Source organism: Umezawaea endophytica (assembly GCF_025061645.1).
GTDB lineage: Bacteria > Actinomycetota > Actinomycetes > Mycobacteriales > Pseudonocardiaceae > Umezawaea > Umezawaea endophytica.
The window spans coordinates 100,928-117,267 of record NZ_JANYMP010000010.1 but is presented as its reverse complement, the minus strand read 5'-3'; the positions used below and the strand labels follow the sequence as shown (position 1 = coordinate 117,267).

General features: G+C 72.2%; 13 protein-coding genes. 6 read left to right on the top strand and 7 right to left on the bottom strand.

What is annotated here, in order from left to right:
- The first annotated feature begins 47 nt into the window (after positions 1-47).
- The 3 genes from NZH93_RS21540 (at position 48) to NZH93_RS21530 (ending at position 3,955) form a co-directional block, all read left to right on the top strand.
- Positions 48-884, top strand: coding sequence for a carbohydrate kinase family protein (locus NZH93_RS21540; RefSeq protein WP_259624954.1), 837 nt, complete (start codon positions 48-50; stop codon positions 882-884).
- A 237-nt stretch (positions 885-1,121) separates the two neighbouring features.
- Positions 1,122-2,744: an ABC-F family ATP-binding cassette domain-containing protein gene (locus tag NZH93_RS21535; RefSeq protein ID WP_259625170.1), complete on the top strand. Its 1,623-nt coding sequence runs from the start codon at positions 1,122-1,124 to the stop codon at positions 2,742-2,744.
- Positions 2,687-3,955 (top strand): NB-ARC domain-containing protein, encoded by a 1,269-nt coding sequence (locus NZH93_RS21530; RefSeq protein WP_259625169.1) that lies wholly within the window; start codon positions 2,687-2,689, stop codon positions 3,953-3,955. Before NZH93_RS21535 ends, NZH93_RS21530 begins: the two co-directional genes overlap by 58 nt.
- Before the next feature lie 49 nt (positions 3,956-4,004).
- On the opposite strand, the gene NZH93_RS21525 is transcribed toward NZH93_RS21530, so the two are convergent.
- On the bottom strand, positions 4,005-4,619 hold the full coding sequence (locus tag NZH93_RS21525) for a PKD domain-containing protein (RefSeq protein WP_259624953.1): 615 nt from the start codon (positions 4,617-4,619) through the stop codon (positions 4,005-4,007).
- 124 nt (positions 4,620-4,743) lie between these two features.
- On the bottom strand, positions 4,744-5,517 hold the full coding sequence (locus NZH93_RS21520; RefSeq protein WP_259624952.1) for a DeoR/GlpR family DNA-binding transcription regulator: 774 nt from the start codon (positions 5,515-5,517) through the stop codon (positions 4,744-4,746).
- Between the two features lie 136 nt (positions 5,518-5,653).
- On the opposite strand from NZH93_RS21520, the gene NZH93_RS21515 reads away from it, so the two are divergent.
- Positions 5,654-7,141, top strand: coding sequence for a hypothetical protein (locus NZH93_RS21515; protein WP_259624951.1), 1,488 nt, complete (start codon positions 5,654-5,656; stop codon positions 7,139-7,141).
- A 105-nt stretch (positions 7,142-7,246) separates the two neighbouring features.
- Here the strand turns inward: NZH93_RS21515 and NZH93_RS21510 are convergent, their stop codons facing one another.
- A complete protein-coding gene (locus NZH93_RS21510) occupies positions 7,247-8,701 on the bottom strand; it encodes an ice-binding family protein (RefSeq protein WP_259624950.1) in 1,455 nt (484 codons plus the stop codon).
- Between the two features lie 391 nt (positions 8,702-9,092).
- Here NZH93_RS21510 and NZH93_RS21505 point away from each other — a divergent pair, with 391 nt between their 5' ends.
- A complete protein-coding gene (locus NZH93_RS21505; RefSeq protein ID WP_259624949.1) occupies positions 9,093-10,310 on the top strand; it encodes a GAF domain-containing sensor histidine kinase in 1,218 nt (405 codons plus the stop codon).
- Here the strand turns inward: NZH93_RS21505 and NZH93_RS21500 are convergent.
- Positions 10,266-10,670: a response regulator gene (locus tag NZH93_RS21500; RefSeq protein ID WP_259624948.1), complete on the bottom strand. Its 405-nt coding sequence runs from the start codon at positions 10,668-10,670 to the stop codon at positions 10,266-10,268. The two genes, NZH93_RS21505 and NZH93_RS21500, sit on opposite strands and share 45 nt — an antisense overlap.
- Positions 10,667-11,359, bottom strand: a complete 693-nt coding sequence (locus tag NZH93_RS21495; RefSeq protein WP_259624947.1) for a response regulator transcription factor — start codon at positions 11,357-11,359, stop codon at positions 10,667-10,669. The genes NZH93_RS21500 and NZH93_RS21495 overlap by 4 nt, the downstream gene beginning before the upstream one ends.
- Before the next feature lie 224 nt (positions 11,360-11,583).
- Here NZH93_RS21495 and NZH93_RS21490 point away from each other — a divergent pair, with 224 nt between their 5' ends.
- The gene (locus NZH93_RS21490; RefSeq protein ID WP_259624946.1) at positions 11,584-12,684 is read left to right on the top strand and encodes a C40 family peptidase; all 1,101 of its coding nucleotides are present in this window, start codon (positions 11,584-11,586) and stop codon (positions 12,682-12,684) included.
- 86 nt (positions 12,685-12,770) lie between these two features.
- Here NZH93_RS21490 and NZH93_RS49915 read toward each other — a convergent pair whose 3' ends face one another.
- Positions 12,771-14,945, bottom strand: a complete 2,175-nt coding sequence (locus NZH93_RS49915) for a tetratricopeptide repeat protein (protein ID WP_276023846.1) — start codon at positions 14,943-14,945, stop codon at positions 12,771-12,773.
- Between the two features lie 174 nt (positions 14,946-15,119).
- Positions 15,120-16,196, bottom strand: a complete 1,077-nt coding sequence (locus NZH93_RS21480; protein ID WP_259624945.1) for a hypothetical protein — start codon at positions 16,194-16,196, stop codon at positions 15,120-15,122.
- Between the last annotated feature and the right edge of the window lie 144 nt (positions 16,197-16,340).

Below are 16,340 nucleotides of genomic sequence, written 5' to 3'. Positions count from 1 at the left end.
TAAGTTCCAATGGGGCCAACGAGAACGCGCTGATCCACAATGGCGGGATGAAGCCGACGGTGTTCATCGCGGGTCCGGTGTCCTGGAACCACCTGGTGTCGGTGGACGAACTGCCCGCGGCACGTCCGCACACGGCGTTCGCCAAGGCGCACCGGAAGGCGGTCGGCGGCACGTCGGCGGGCAAGGCGCTGAACCTCGTGAAGCTCGGCGCGCGGGTCACCCTGCGGACGGTGGTGGGCGACGACGAGCCGGGCCGGGCGGTGCTCGCGGTGCTCGCCGGGGCCGGGGTGGAGGTCATCGCCGAGGTCGCCGACGGGCCGACCGAGCAGCACCTCAACCTGATGGACCCCGTTGGCGGCCGGGTGTCGATCTACCTCGAAGTGCCCGAACTGCGCGAGCCGCGCCACGACGAGCGCGCGGCGGCCGCGTTGGAGGTCGCCGACGCGGCGGTGATCGACCTCGCAGAGCACTCCCGGCCGCTGCTGGGCGCGGCGCGGGCGGCCCGCGTCCCGGTCTGGTGCGACCTGCACGACTACGACGGCAGGTCGGCGTTCCACCAGGACTTCCTGGCCGCCGCGGACTACCTGTTCCTCAACGACGACGGCGTCCCGGACCGCGCCGAACTGGAGGCGCTGCTCGTCGCGGCCGGGGCCCGTGTCGCGGTGGCGACGCTCGGCGCGGACGGCGCGATGGCCGCTGCGGCGGGCGCGGTGCACCGGGTCGCCGCGGTCCCGGTCGAGCGGGTCGTGGACACCAACGGCGCGGGTGACGCGTTCTTCTCCGGTTTCCTGGTCGCCCACCTCGCGGGCGCGGGCGTCCCGGACGCGCTCACGGCCGGGGCGACCGCCGCCGCGCGCTGCCTCGGATCACCGGACCTCGCCTGATCGGGCGGTCGACGGGCGCGCGGTCGGGTCGACGGGTTATCGTGGACGACGAGTGATCGCGATCCAGGGAGCAGCGAAGTGGCAGGCGAAGACGACGTCTCCGGGTGATACCGGAGTGCCCTGGCCGTAGAGCGAACGCGCGTGAGCGCCGCCGCCGCGGCCGGTCAGTCGTCCCCCCACGTCCTGGTACCAGCCGGGCGGTTCCAGCGCGCCCGCATCGCACGCGAGGTCTTCGGCATGTCCATCACCTGTTCCTCCCTGTCCTTCTCCTGGCCGGATGACACCCCGGTCTTCGACGCCCTGTCCTGCACGTTCACCGGTGGCCGCACCGGGCTGGTCGCGCCGAACGGCGCGGGCAAGAGCACCCTGCTCAAGCTGATCGCGGGCGAACTCCGGCCGACCGCCGGGTCCACCTCCGTGGACGGCGTGCTCGGTTACCTCCCCCAGAGCCTGCCGCTCGACGGCGCACTGACCGCGGCCGAGGTGCTCGGTATCGCGCCGCAGGTCAGGGCCCTCGCCGCGATCGAGTCCGGGGACGCGAGCGAGGAGCACTTCGCCACCATCGGGCAGGACTGGGACGTCGAGGAGCGCACCCGCGCCCAGCTCGACCGGCTCGGCCTGGAGGACGTCGACCTCACCCGCCGCCTCGGCACGCTCAGCGGCGGCCAGGTCGTCTTCCTCGGCGTGGCGGCGCAGTTGCTGAAGCGGCCGGACGTGCTGCTGCTCGACGAGCCGACCAACAACCTCGACCTCGACGCGCGCCGCAAGCTCCACGCCGTGATCGAGGACTGGCCGGGCACGCTCCTGCTGGTCAGCCACGACCGGGAGCTGCTCGACCGGATGGAGCGCATCGCCGAGCTCGACCGCGGCGAGGTCCGGTTCCACGGCGGCGACTTCACGTCGTACGAGGAGGCGACGCGGGCCGCGCGGGAGGTGGCCGAGAAGAACATCCGCACGGCCGAGCAGGACGTGAAGCGGGAGAAGCGCGAGATGCAGCAGGCCCGTGAGCGCGCCGAGCGCCGGGCGGGCACCGCCGCGCGGAACCTGAAGAGCGCGGGGCTGCCGAGGATCTTCGCCGGGACGATGAAGCGCGGCGCCCAGGAGTCGGCGGGCAAGGCGAGGGAGACGCACTCGTCCCGCGTCGACGACGCCAGGGCCAGGCTCGACGAAGCGGGCCGCGCCCTGCGCGAGGACCAGAAGATCGTGCTGGTGATGCCCGGAACCGCCGTCCCGCCGGGCCGGACGGTGTTCCAGGGCGAGGGCGTCCAGGTGCGGTACGGCGACCGGCCCCAGTTCGCGGGCGACGGCGTCGACCTGACGATCCGGGGGCCGGAGCGGATCGCGTTGACCGGCCCGAACGGCGCGGGCAAGTCGACGCTGCTGCGCGTCCTCACCGGTGAGCTGGAGGTGACCGGCACCAGGCGCGCCGACGGCCGGATCGCCTACCTGTCCCAACGCCTCGACCTGCTCGACCTGGACCGCACGGTCGCCGACAACCTGGCCGCGTTCGCACCCGCCATGCCGGAAGCCCAACGGCTCACTCTGCTGGCCCGCTTCCTGTTCCGCGGCACCCGCGCCCACCTCCCCGTAGGCGTCCTGTCCGGCGGCGAACGCCTCCGCGCCACCCTGGCGTGCGTCCTGTTCGCCGAACCGGCACCCCAACTGCTGCTGCTGGACGAACCGACGAACAACCTCGACCTGGTCAGCGTCGGCCAACTGGAAAGCGCGTTGAACGCTTACCAGGGCGCGTTCGTGGTCGTGAGCCACGACGAACGCTTCCTCGCGACGCTCGGCGTGACCCGCTGGCTGCGCCTGTCCGACGGCGTGCTCGCGGAGGCGGGAGGGCCGGAGACGCGCTGAGGCCTCCGGGTGCCACCCACGACACGGCCAAGCACCGGCACAAAAAGGTCCGCAGCCGGGACGAGTTCGTCGCCCTGCTCGAACGGGAGATCGCGGACCCGTGCGGACGGGTACTGGTCCTCCACGGTGGCGGGGGTTTCGGGAAGACGACGCTGGCGCTCGAAGCCGCGCGGTTGGCGTCGGCGCGGGGAACGCAGGTCTGGTGGATCTCCGCGTCCGACAGGACCAGGCTGAACGCCGGGATGCGCGAGGTGGCGCTCCGACTGGGAATACCGACGGCGGAGATCGACCACGCGTGGTCCGGGCGGGCGTCCGCGCCGGACCTGCTGTGGCGGCACCTGCGCCGGAGCGGGCGGCGGTGGATCCTGCTCATCGACGACGCGAACGAGCCCCAGTCGCTGGCGGACCCCGACCAGCGGCTGTGCGACGGGACGGGGTGGTTGCGGCCCCCGCCCGGCGGCCGGGGAACGGTGGTCGTGACCAGTCGTGACGGGAACCGCTTCGCCTGGGGTGACTTCTCGTGGCTCCACCGGGTCGAATCGCTCGACGCGGTGTCCGGCGGCAAGGCGCTGCTGGACCTGACGGGCGACGGGGCGGGAACCGAGGCGGACGCGCGGAGGCTGTCGGCGCAGCTCGGCGGTCTGCCGCTGGCGTTGCACATCGCCGGGACCTACCTGGCGTACTCGGCCCACGCCCCGAGCGTTCCCGGCACCACCGTGCCGCGCACCTTCCCCTGCTACGGATCGGCACTGGAGCAGCAGTTCGCCACCACGATCGACCGATTACCCCCTGGCGATCGACAACCGCGCGCGGAGAACGGGATCGTGACGCGCACGTGGGAGCTGTCGCTCGACCTCCTCGCCCGACAGGGCTTTCCCAGGGCCAGGTCGCTGATGCGCTTCCTCGCCTGCTTCGCCCAGGCGCCGGTGCCCTACGGGATCCTCGACGTCCGGGAGATGCGGCCGATCGCCGCGTTCGGCGACCTGACGCCGGAGGAACTGCTCGAACTGCTCCACCTGCTCGCCGACTTCGGTCTGGTCGACTGCTTCGAGGACCGGGTGCTCCAGTCCCACGCCCTGACACTGCACCCGCTCGTCCGCGAGACCAACCTGCACCACCTCACCCGGCCGGAGGTCACGAGGCTGTTCCTGGAGTTCGACCACTCCCGGTCCTACCTGGAACTCCACCGCTACGCGCACGACTGGCGCTGAAACCGGGCCCGGCGAGGGGAACGCTGTCGTCCCCCTCGCCGGGCGGCGATCAGGCGACCTCGACCGTCAGGTTCGTGGCCGCGGAGGCGCCGGAGGAGTCGAAGACCTCGGCCTTGATCACGTACGTGCCGGGTTCGGCGTACACCCAGTCGATGTCCCGCATCGACGGGTAGTAGCCTGAGGTGTAGGAGCCGTTGCCCCAGAAGACGCGCATCCTCGTCAGGTCGTAGCCGCTCGCCGGGTCGCTGTGCACCAGGATGGTTCGCGGGGCGGTCAGCGTGGCGGTCGCGGTGATCGAGATCGGGCCCTGGTCGGGGACGACGACGATCGAACCGGTGGACACGGCGACCACGCCGGTGGTCGTGCGGCCGGTCTGGGTGATCTGGTACGTGCCGGGCTGGGCGTACGGGTGCCGGATGTTGTCGCACGGACCGTCGCTCACCTGGCCGTCACCGAAATCGGTCTCGCACAGGAACTCCGCCTGCTGCTCGCTGGTGTACGTGGCCCTGAACCTCACGTCGCCGCCCACCGGGGCCTGCTCGGACATGACCCTGAAGGACTTCAACACCAGGCGGTCTTCCTGCTGGCCGCTCGCGGCGGCGGCAGGTGCCGACGCACCGACGACGGCCATGGCCACAGCGGCCACCACAACAGCGATCTTCACGGTTCCCCCCAAAAGATCCACCCCGGAAGTGCCTCCCCCCGAGGCTCCCGCCCTGTGCGGGCAAGGGCGAACAGTAGTGGATCCGGACACCGCGAACGAATGTGACGAACAGCACAATGCAACTTCAGGTGGACGCTTCCGCCACGTGCACGGTGACCCCGGCCGTCCGCAGCCGGTCGAGTTCCTCCACCGGGGCGCGGCTGTCCGTGACGACGTGCGCGATGCGGCCCGGTGCAACGGTCTGGACCATCGTGTCGACGCCGATCTTGGTGTGGTCCGCCAGCACGGCCACGTCGTCGGCGATGGCGGCCATGGCGCGGTCGACGCCCGCGACCGCGGTGTTCGGCGTGGACAGGCCGTGACCCGCCGAGAGGCCGTTGCCGGACAGGAACGCGCGCTGCACGCGGAGGCCGCTGATGCCCTGCTCGGTGGTGCTGCCGACGAGGGCGAAGATCGTTCCCCGGAGGACGCCGCCGGGCAGGATCACCTCGATGCCGGTGCTCCTCGCGAGCGCCTGGGCCACCAGGAGCGAGTTGGTCACGACCGTCAGCCGCGGCACGCGGGCGAGGCGGCGCGCCAGTGCCTGGGTGGTGGTGCCCGCCCCCACCACGATCGCGTCCCCCGGCGACACGAGGTCGGCCGCCAGGTCGGCGATGGCCGCCTTCGCCGCGCTCGCCACGCCGGTCTTCTCCGAGTGGCTGGGTTCGTAGGCAGGGCCGTCGGTGGCGACCGCGCCACCACGTCTGCGCACGAGCAGGCCGTCGGTGTCGAGGAACCGCAGGTCGCGGCGGACGGTCACCTCGCTGGCCCCGACGATCCTGGCCAGCTCGCGCAGCGAGACGGCCCCGTTCGTGCGGACCAGTTCGAGGATCACCTGGCGACGTTCGGCGGCGAACACGACACCCAGGCTAGGCCGTTGTCGACCGGAGTTGACCGTTCCGGAGCGGATCGAGCGCCACTTCCGATCAATCCCTGGTGCGGGCCGACCGTCTGCGGGTACATCTCGTGGGCCGACCGCGGACGAGGGAGGGCACGTGACAGAAGGTGGAATCGATCGCCGCAGCCTGCTGCGCGGGATGGGGGCGGCGGGGTGCGCGGTGGCGCTGCCCGGCCTGCTGACCGCCCCGGCGGCCGCGGCGCAACCGGTCCGGACGCCGTTCGACCTGCACTTCGAGGTCACCCACAAGTTCCGGCCGTTCGACCTGGTCGCGCCGCGGTTCACCCAGTACGACAGCGCGATCGGCACCCTGGACACGCTGGTCACCACCGGTGTGCGACCGAAGGCGCCGTTCGGTTCCGTGCTGGTCGAGGTGCTGGGCGTCGACGGCCCCGGCGCCGTGGTCGCGGGCTTGGCGGGCGGCGGCACGTCGGTGCTCGGCACGGTCGACCCGTCGGCGGGCCGGGCCACCATCGAGGTGACCACCAACGGCACGACCACCGTGGTCAAGACCGCCGAGGTGCGGGTGGCCGGGGCGTTCCGGCTGGCCCTGGTGGTCAACGAGAACGCGGTGACCGTCCTGGTCGACACCACCGGCACGGGCACGGCGTGGCAGCCGGTGCTGACCGAACGGGACCGCGTCCGCGCGCTGCTCGACCTGCGCGTGCCCGCCGTGCTCGGCAAGCTCGACTACGCCTACGGCGGACGCGGCTCGGGCTCGGTGCGCCTCGGCCGGGTGCGGGCCGGGTACTTCGGCCAGGCGGGCGTGCGCGACCCGCACGTGGTGCAGCACGCCGACGGCAGGCCGTTCATCCGCGACGGCAAGCTGTACCTGACGATGACCAACGCCGGGCTGGGGTTCTTCCAGCAGGCGCACTGGGCGGTGTGGACGCTCGACCTGGCCGACCCGACCAGGCTGGAGCAGGTCGCGGTGCTGTTCTTCGCCCGTGACGGCGTGGTGGTGGGCGACCACGCGGGCCAGATCGTCTACGACGACCGCACCCGCCGGTTCATCCTGCTCATGAGCTCGTGGGGCGACTTCGCCTTCCGCGGCGTGCACGTCCGCCACGTCACCACGACGGCGGACGTCCTGTCGGGCGTCCACGTCCTGCCCACCGAACGCCTCCCGCTGCCCACCTCGGTCAGCTCCTGGGACCCCTCGCTGACCCGCGTCGACGGCCGGTGGCGGCTGGCGTTCGTGGAGAGCGAGGCCCAGCAGCCCGCGTTCGTCTTCCACCCGGCGCTGGCGGTGGGCCCGCCCGGTGCCGACTACGCCGACTCGCTCGGACTGGTCGGTGCCGACACGACCGTCGACCAGACCGAGGGCCCGATCATCCAGCGCGTGGGCAGCCGGTGGTACGTGTTCGCCAGCGACGGCGACGCCCGCGAGTACCCCGTGTACGACCTCGCGATGCGCAAGCTCGGCACCCTGGACGCCCCGTACGGCACCAACATCCCGCACCCGGTCCTGCTGCCCGTCGGCCGCGACTGGTGGCTGATCACCTTCGACGGCACCCAGTACGCCGAACCCGTCCTGGGCTACGGCGGCCACGGCGACCTGGTCGTCATGCGCTCGAAGGGGTGAGGGCGGCGGTCACGCGCTGCTGACGGGGCGCAACAGCGATTTCCTCGTGGTGCGACCGTGACCGGTTTTTCCGCGTTCCTCACCTTGACCTTCGGGCCGGGACCTCTACATTTTTCGCGACCTGCGTGAACGGAGGGTCACAACCAGCAGAGCGCCACCGAGGAGGAGCAGCACACCGACAGCGAGCACGGCTCCCAGACCGCTGCTCACACCGGTGCTCGCGAGACCGGACGGGTATTGGCCCGATCCCGAATCATCGGTCCAGACCCGTTCACCCCCGGCGGTTCCATTCCGACCCGCCGCGGCGCTTTCGGTCGTGGAGCTTTCCGAAGCGGTCCACGCCGTGCCCGAGGAGTCGGTCGACACCTCGGGCGCGGTCGTGGCACCCGAGGTGGTCGCCCCGGACGTCGGTGTGGTGGTGGTCGCCTCCGACGTCGGTGTGGTGGTGGACGACCCCGTGGTCGTGGTGGTGGGCGCTGTGGTCGTGGTCGACTCGTCGGTCGTCGTGGTCGTGTCCGTCGTCGACGTGTCCGTGGTGGTCGTGTCCGTCGTGGTGGTGGGTTGGGTCGTGGTGGTCGACTCGTCGGTCGTCGACGTGTCCGTCGTGGTCGTCGTCGGCTCGGTCGTGGTGGTGGTCTCGTCCGTCGTCGACGTGTCCGTCGTGGTCGTCGACTCGTCGGTCGTCGTGGTCGAGTCCGTGGTGGTGGTCGTCGAATCCGTGGTCGTCGAATCCGTGGTGGTGGTCGTCGGTTCCGTGGTCGTCGTCGAGTCCGTGGTCGTCGCGTCGGTCGTGGTGGTCGTGATCGGCGTCAGGTCGCAGCCCGGAACCGTGAAGACGTTGGTGTCGAGGGAGACCTGGCCGTTGCGCGCCAGTGCCCGGCCTTCGACGACCGCGCCCGTCGTGACCGAGATCGAGCTGAGCGCGAGGACGCTGCCGACGAACGTCGAGTTGGTGCCCAGGGTCGCGGAGCTGCCGACCTGCCAGTAGACGTTGCACGCCTGGGCGCCGTTGATCAGGTTCACGTCGCTGGCCGACGCGGTGATCAGGGTGGAGGCGATCTGGAAGATGAAGACCGAGTTCGGGTCGTTCTGGCCGTCCAGCGTCAGGGTTCCGCTCAGCGCCAGCGGACCGGTCGACTTGTAGACGCCACCGGGCAGGGTCCGCCCCACCAGGTCGTCCGCGACGCTCGCGGTCAGCGCCCTTCCAGCGGCGTCGTCGTAGGCGATCACCAGGTCGGACTGCGCCTGCGCGGCCACCGCGTCGCCCGCGGTCGTGGCCCCGCCCACGATGCCCGGCGGGAATCCGGTGATGGCGTCGCCGGGACTGACGCCGAGGTCGCCGCCGAGGAGGGTGTCGCCGGTGTTGGTGACCGTCACACCCCCCAGCACCGAGTAGCTCTGAGCGGTGCCGAGCAGCACTGGCGACTCAGCGGCGAGCGCGGTCGTCTGGCCCGCCAGCAGCCCGATCACCACCAGCGTCGTCGCCGCGGTGGCGATCCCGGCGACGGCACCCCACCGCTTGCGGTCGAATCGTCCGGTCCGAACTGGATCGCCGTTCATCAAGAACCTTCCCTCGCAGATAAAAATGTGATTTCAAGAACAGCGTGATAAGCACGTCGCACATTCCGACCGTACACGGGCTCAAAGACCAGACTCACCCACGGGAAAAACATGAATGCGAGCAGTGGAAAACCAGAGGAAAAACAGAGCTGAAAACCAGGATATTCTCGTAACACCCACAATCGATTTTTCGACATCAGGTCGACATGAGCGAGAACACACCACTACCCACAGCTACCACCCAACCGGGAAAGTTGTAATTCACCCACAAGAGCCCCAAGATCCGAAAACTTGCCCGAACGGGTGAATGCCAAGGGCAATGAGTAATTGACCCAGCCCGGAAATCGATACTCATCGGTGGTGGTCCCTCATCACGGACGGGTGGGTCAGGGTGGTGAACGGAGACCAGGACGCCGAGGTCGAGCGGGTGGCGGCGGTGCACGCGCTGCGGCTGCTCGACACCCCACCGGAGGACCGGTTCGACCGGATCACCCGGCTGGCGCGGCACCTGTTCGAGGTGCCGATCGCCCAGGTGACCCTCGTCGACACCGACCGCCGATGGGCGAAGTCGTCGTCAGGGGTCCCGCCGCGGGCCGTGCCGCGAGCCACCTCGTTCTGCTCGTACGCGATCGAGGTGGGCCAGTACGTCGAGATCCCGGACGCCACCGCCGATCCGCGGTTCGCGAACACCTCGGCGGTGCTCGGACCAGCGCACATCCGCTTCTACGCAGGCCACCCGATCGCGGCCCCGTCCGGGCACATGATCGGCACGCTGTGCGTCCTGGACCGGGTGCCCCGGCGGCTGACGGGACGCCAGCGCGAGCAGCTCCGCGAGCTGGCGGGGTGGATCCAGCGGGAGTGCTCGGTGCGGCAGGCGAACCAGTGGGAGCAGGAGACCGAACGCGCCCGCCGCGACTTCGTCTCGGTGGTCGGCCACGAACTGCGGGCGCCGCTGACGTCCATCCACGCCTCACTGGAGTTGATCACCTCCGGCCGGTTCGGCGAGCTGCCGCCCCAGGTCGCCCAGCTCGTCAGCATCGCCGCGCGCAACACCGACCGCCTGGTCCGGCTCTCCCAGGACGTGGTGGACCTGCACCAGGCGCACCGGGGCAGGCTGCAACTGCGGCTGGCCGAGGTCAGCCTGGCCGAGGTCGTGGAGCAGGCGGTCAACGCGGCCGAGAACGCCGCGGGACGCGCGGGGATCCCGGTGGCAGTGGTGTGCGAAGGCCTCCCCGCGGTCAGGGGCGACTCCGATCGGCTGGTGCAGGTGGTGACGAACCTGCTGGTCAACGCGGTGCGTGTGTCACCTCAGGGGGAAGTGGTCACCGTGACGTGCGCTGTGGACGGTCCAGGGGCGCGGATCGAGGTCCGCGACCGCGGGCCCGGCGTTCCCCAGGGGCAGTTGGACGAGATCTTCGAGCCGTTCGCGCAGTTCGACGTCCCCGGTCAACGCCGAACCGGCGGGGCGGGCCTGGGCCTGGCCATCGCCCGAGGGATCGTCGAGGCGCACGGCGGACGCATCGGGGCCAGGCCCGCTCCCGGCGGGGGCAGCGCTTTCGAGGTCTCACTGCCCACGGCGGGTCCCGAGGTCGACCGGGCTTGGTGGTAGGCCCAGGAACTCCGCCACCTGGTCGCCGACCCGCACGGGGTCGAACGGCTTGTGCAGCACGGCGGTGGCGCCCAGCGCGTGCAGGCGCGAGGTGAGCCCCGGATCGGCCAGCGCGGTCACGAACACCACCGGGAGAAGCGCGGTGCGCGGATCCCCCCGCAGCGCCGCCAGCACGCCCGGCCCGTCCAGAACGGGCATCTCGACGTCCAGCAGCACCACGTCGAGCCGGCTCGACCAGCAGATCTCCAACGCCCGCGCGCCCGTGGTCACGGCTTGCACGTCCCACCCGCGGAAGGAGACGAGGGCGAGGGAGAGCACCTCGACGGTGTCCGCGTCGTCGTCGACCACGAGCACCCTCACGGCCCACCCCCCGGCACGTACCGGTAGCCGACGCCCCGCACGGTGGTGATCATCCCGGCCTCCCCCGTGGCGCTGAGCTTGCGCCTCAGGTTGGACATGTGCACGTCGACGGCGTGGTCGTCGGCCAGCCGCGAGCCGCCCCACACCCGTTCCCGCAACTGGTCACGGGTGTGCACCTGGCGAACGTCCTCCATCAACGCGGCCAGCAGGTCGAACTCGATCTTCGTCAGCCCCACGACCTCGCCCGCCACCCGGACCTCTCGGGCCGCCAGGTCCATCGCCACCAGACCGGTCTCGACGACGGCGGACCCCGCCAGGTCGCGCGGACGGCGCAGCATGGCCTGCACGCGGGCCAGCAGTTCCCGCGGCGAGAACGGCTTGGTCAGGTAGTCGTCCGCCCCGACCGACAACCCGATCAGCTTGTCCACCTCCTCGGCGCGCCCGGTCAGCATGAGCACGTAGGCGTTGGAGAACCGCCGCAACCTGCGGCAGACCTCGACCCCGTCGGGACCGGGGATGCCGAGGTCGAGCAGCACCACGTCGGGCTCCCAGTCCTGCGCGGCCGCCAGCGCCCCGTCGCCGTCGCCCACCGCCCGCACGTCCAACCGGGCCTCCACGAGCGCCAGCTCGATCAGGTAGCTGATCTCGGGGTTGTCCTCGACGACCAGGATCTTCGCGGGCTCTCTCACCCGCCTCATTGTGCGCGTTCCCCCGCGGATCGCCACCGAGGACTCGGAGCTCACCGCGGTCCGATCTCGACAGTCGTCCTCATGGGAGTGACACTGCCACCCCGACCTCTGGCTGACGTCGGCTGAACCTCAAGTAATCCGCAAGCACTCGCCACAACCGTTCCGGGGCGCGGATCCACGCCTAGCGTCGGGTGTCACCACCTCCGTCGCAAAAGGAGCAAGCCTTGAGGAAGCACGCCACGGCCACGCTCGTCCTGGTGTTCCTGACCACCGCCCTGATCGGCGTGATCGGACCGCCGGGAACGGCAGCCGCCCAGGAGCCCACCACCACCGCCCGCTATGAGGAGTTGAGCCGTTCAGCCGCCCGCGCCAGTGAGGACGTCCTGACCGCCCGGCAGGTCCTCGACGACAAGCGGGTGGCGCTGGACGAGGCGACCGGCGCGGCGGACAGGTCGCGACTCCTCGCCGACGAGGCCGCCGAAGCGCTCACGCGCGCCACCGACGCGGCCGACGCGGCGAAGGCCGTGGAAACCGGGCTGCGGGCCGAGATCGACCACATCGTGGAGATCTCCTTCAAGGGGTTGCGGCTCAACGGACTGGCCGCGATCTTCAGCAGCGACTCGCCCGAGGAGTTCCTCGACGCGGCGATGATCATGGACGTGTACGCCGAGCGGCACGGCGACCTCGTCACCGCCGCCGCCACGGCCTCGGACGACGCGGCGCTGGCCCGAAGCGAGGCGGACACCGCCCAGCACCGGGCGGCGGAAGCCAGCCTGGCCGCCGACGAGACCCGTGACACCGCACGGCGCCTCACCGACGAGGCGGCGGAAGCGGCGCGCGGCGCGGAACGGCGCCAGGAACGTCTGGACGGCGAGGTGGCGGAGGTGCGCCGAGCACTGGACCTGCTGGCCACCGCCGACCGGACCCTGTTGGCGGGCACCGGTCCGGCCGTGGACGTCCCGGCGGCCGACGGCGCCGGGGGCGACGCCGTGCGCTTCGCGCTGGCCCAGCTCGGCAAGCCGTACGTGTGGGGCGCGGTCGGTCCGGACACCTACGACTGCTCGGGTCTCGTCATGGCGGCGTTCCGGTCCGCGGGCGTCCTGGTCCCCCGCACCACCTACACCCAGGCCCTGATCGGCACGCCGGTGCCGCGCGACCAGGTCCGGGCGGGTGACCTGGTGCTGTACCACGACTCCCTGAGCCACGTGGCCATGGCGATCGACGGCACGATGGCCGTGCACGCGTCGACCGCGGGAGAGCCGGTCAAGGTGAGCCCGATCAACGCGATCGGGCCCATCGCGACCATCCGCCGGGTCAGCGGCTAGCGCGGTGATCCCCTGGTCCACCGGGCACTTCCGGCCCGGCCGACGTCACCGCGGGGCGAACGTTCGTGATCACCCGGCACCGGGTGTCACGACCTCGGTGGGTTCCGGCGCTGGGCGGGCAGGTCGACCGGGTCGACCACGCGGATGCGGCCCCGGCGGCGGCCGAGCGGCGAGGTGGACGGGCGGTCGTCGTCCGTCGCGACGCGCAGGTTGTGCCGGGAGGCAAGGGTTTCCGGGTGGTCGGGGCCTCGGCGGGAGGCCAGGACCTCCAGGACGTCCCGCAGTTCCGCCGCCGCGTCCTCCCCGCGCGCCACCACCGCCCGGCTGGTGCGCGCGGTCAGCGTGATCGGGTGCTCGGGGCCGAGCGCCGCGATGGTGAGCCGGACGACGTGGTGCTGGTCCAGGTCGTCGTGGCACGCCCGCGCCAGGCGGTGCCTGGTGATGAGGGTGTGGGCGTGGTGGTGGCCGAGCACGCGGACCTGGTCGTGGAGGAGGGCGCGCAGGGCGGTCGTGGCGCCGGGGTCGCCGCGGTCGTGCAGCGCCGCGGCGGTCTCGTAGCGGGTGATGAGGGTGTCGGGGTGGTTCTCGCCGAGCACTTCCCGTTGCAGCGCCTCGATTTCGCGGTACTCGGCTTCGGCGTGGGCGTGCTCGCCGCACGCCCACGCCGTCCGCGCCAGGTCTCGGCGCGTGGTCAGCACGTCCGGGTGGCACTCGCCCAGCACGGCTACCTGGTCGGCCAGCACGGCGCAGAACTCGGCGCGGGCGGCCTCGGGGTCGCCGTCGTCGGCGTGCAGCACGGCCAGGTTGTGCCGCGTCGCGAGGCTGTCGGGGTGCCGCGGTCCCAGCAGGTCGAGCCGGACGCGGAGCGCCCGCCGGTACAGGCGTTCCGCCGCGGTGGAGAACCCGTGCTCGTAGGCCGCTCCGCCCGCGCTGTGGCACAGGTCCGCGAAGGCGGTGTCCGACCGCACGGCGAGCCGCTCGTGTTCGCAGTGAGGCAGGAGCGCCCGCCACAGCGACCAGCCGGACGGGTCGGCGGCGCGGGTGGCCAGCCGGTGCAGCAGGGCGAGTCGGGTGTCGGTGTACGGGTCGTGGTCGTCGACGTGGTGCCGGGTGATGTCCCGGACCAGCGGGTGCAGCGACACGGTGTCGAGGTCGCCGTGGTGGACCTCGACCAGCCCGAGCCCGGCCAGTTCCGAGACCAGCGCGGCCAGTCCGGTCGGGGTGGTGCCCGCGAACACGGGTGACCCGGCCAGCACGGCGGCGTCCAGCAGCGCGCACGGGACGGGCGCGGGCGCGAACGTCGACAGCAGGCGGAGCAGCGGCCGGGCGAGGGGGTGGCCGCGGTCGTGGAGGAGGTCGAGCGACCTCTCCCACGTGGTGACCAGGCAGTCCCGGTGGTGGGTCGGCTCGGCGGTCACGGCCGTCACCGCGTCGGCGAAGTGGTCGCGCAGCATCGTCCGGTACTCGGCGAACGTGCGGGGCCGGTCGGCACCCGGCAGCCGCACGGCGCCCGCGGTGGCGTCGAGGTAGCGCCCGGCCAGGCACAGCGCGAGGGGCAGCCCGCCCAGCGCTTCGGCGAGGTCGGCCGCCTCCCGCAGGTCACCCGCGCGGGGCGCGAGTTCGCGCAGCACGGCGGCGGCGTCGCGCGGGTCCAGCGCGGGCACCCGCCTGCGCAGCACCCGGCCGCCCCACGTCGCGGAACGGCCGTCGCGGCTGGTGATCAGCACCGTGCCCGTGCGCGGGGGCGTCCGGACCCAGTCCCGCCCGTCGCCCGCGCCGGGCGAGTCGGCGTTGTCCAGCACGAGCAGCCACGGTTCGCGCAGCCGGTCCAGCGTCGCCCACAGGAGGTCCGGGGCCGAGCGGTCGCCGCGCCACGCCCGGCGGACGGGTTTGGGCGCCGCGCCCGCGCGCAGCGCGACCTCGCGGAGGTCGTCGGCGAGCGAGCGGGAGTCCGTGGCGTCGACCCACCACACGTGGACGGACTCGGACACGCGGCGGGCCAGCGACAGCGCGATGGCGGTCTTGCCGAACCCTCCCGCGCCGTGCAGCACGACCGACCGCCCTCCCATCCGGGTCAGGGCCGTGACCTCGTCGAGCAGGTCGTCGCGGCCGCGGACCAGGTGCTCCGTGCCGTCGTACGGCACGGCGACCGAGCCGCGTCCCGGACCGCCACCACCGCCGTGCGGCGCGTGGTGGACGTGGAGGTCCCCGGCGGCCTGGTGGACGACACCCGCCGAGGAGGCGCGCCCGATCTGGCTCATTCCCGCCGCGGTCGACCGCGGCTCACGACGGCGGTCCACGGTCAACCGCCGCCGGTCCGCGCGCGGTGCGACGAGGACGCCACGAGCGCCGCCTTCGTCCGGGTCGAGGTGCGAACTGCGGGGATCGCCTGCGGTACCACGGATCTGCTTCCTCTCCAGGGGGTGCGGCGGCGGTCAGATCATCCGGCGGGGGCCGCGGATGGGGGTGATCATCGGTTCCGCGGAGGGCGGGGGCAGGCGGAGCATCCGGTAGATCCGGGCGCGGATCCGCCGCGCGGCCTGTCCGGGCACCGACGTGATGTGCTCGCTGACGTGGCGCTGGAGGTGTGGGCTGTGCGCGGCGTGGGCCGCGTCCACCTGGGACGGCAGCGGCAGGTCGGGCCGCAGTCGGGGCACGGCGGTGTGGTGCGCGACCGCGGCCCGCCGACCGGTCGGCGTGGACCCGGTGCGGACGGGGCTGGTCGACAGGACCGGCAGGCCCGCGCCCGCGCTGTAGAGGGTGATCGACCCGTGGTCGCCGACGACCAGGTCGGCGGCGGCGACGACCGGGCGCCACTCGGTGAACGGGTCGACGACCTGGACGCTCGCGGTGCGCGCGGTCGTCATCCACGCGTTCAGGTGCCGGACGTCCTCCGAGAACCACGCCATGGGGTGGATGAGCACGGCGACCCGGTAGCGGTCCTCGGCCAGCTCGTCGGTGAACCGGTGCAGCAGCGTGGGTTCGCGGACGATCAGGGACCTCCGGCCCCAGGCGGAGACGACGACCACGAGCCGGCGCCCCGCGGGGACGCGGAGCGCCCGCCGGTACTCGCCGCGCGAGCCCGCGCTGAGCGTGAGCCGGTCGAAGCTGAGGTCTCCCGCGAGGACGGTGCGGTCCCGGCCGATCCGGCGCAGGTCGTCGCTGTGGGCCGTGAGCAGGACCGCCGAGCCGGTGCGTCGGGGAGCGGGCACGCGTTCGCCGTGGGGGCGCGGCGCGACCCGCCGCCGACCGCACGCGCCGGGGATCACCAGGACCGGGGTCCGGTCCCGCCGGAGGTCGGTCCGGGACGCGGTGATCACCAGGTCGAACGCGCGGGTGCCCGCCTCGTCCCAGTCCAGGGTGGTCACGCCCACGTCCCCCAGCAGGCCGTCGACGCCGTTGGCCCAGATCGACGGCACCTTGGAGAACACGATCCGCAGCCGGGGGTCCGCGGCGAGCAGTTCGACGACGTCGAGCAGCCGCTGGCCGCTGCCGACGGACCGGACGGGCACGAGAACGCGTCTCGACGACCACCGGGGCACTTCGACTCCAGGTCGGTGGACCAGTTCCGTTCGTTCTTCTCGAGTCACCCTTTACCGCCCTTTCGCGTGACGGAATTCGGCCACAGCAATAGAGGATGGCGGGATGGGGTTGAC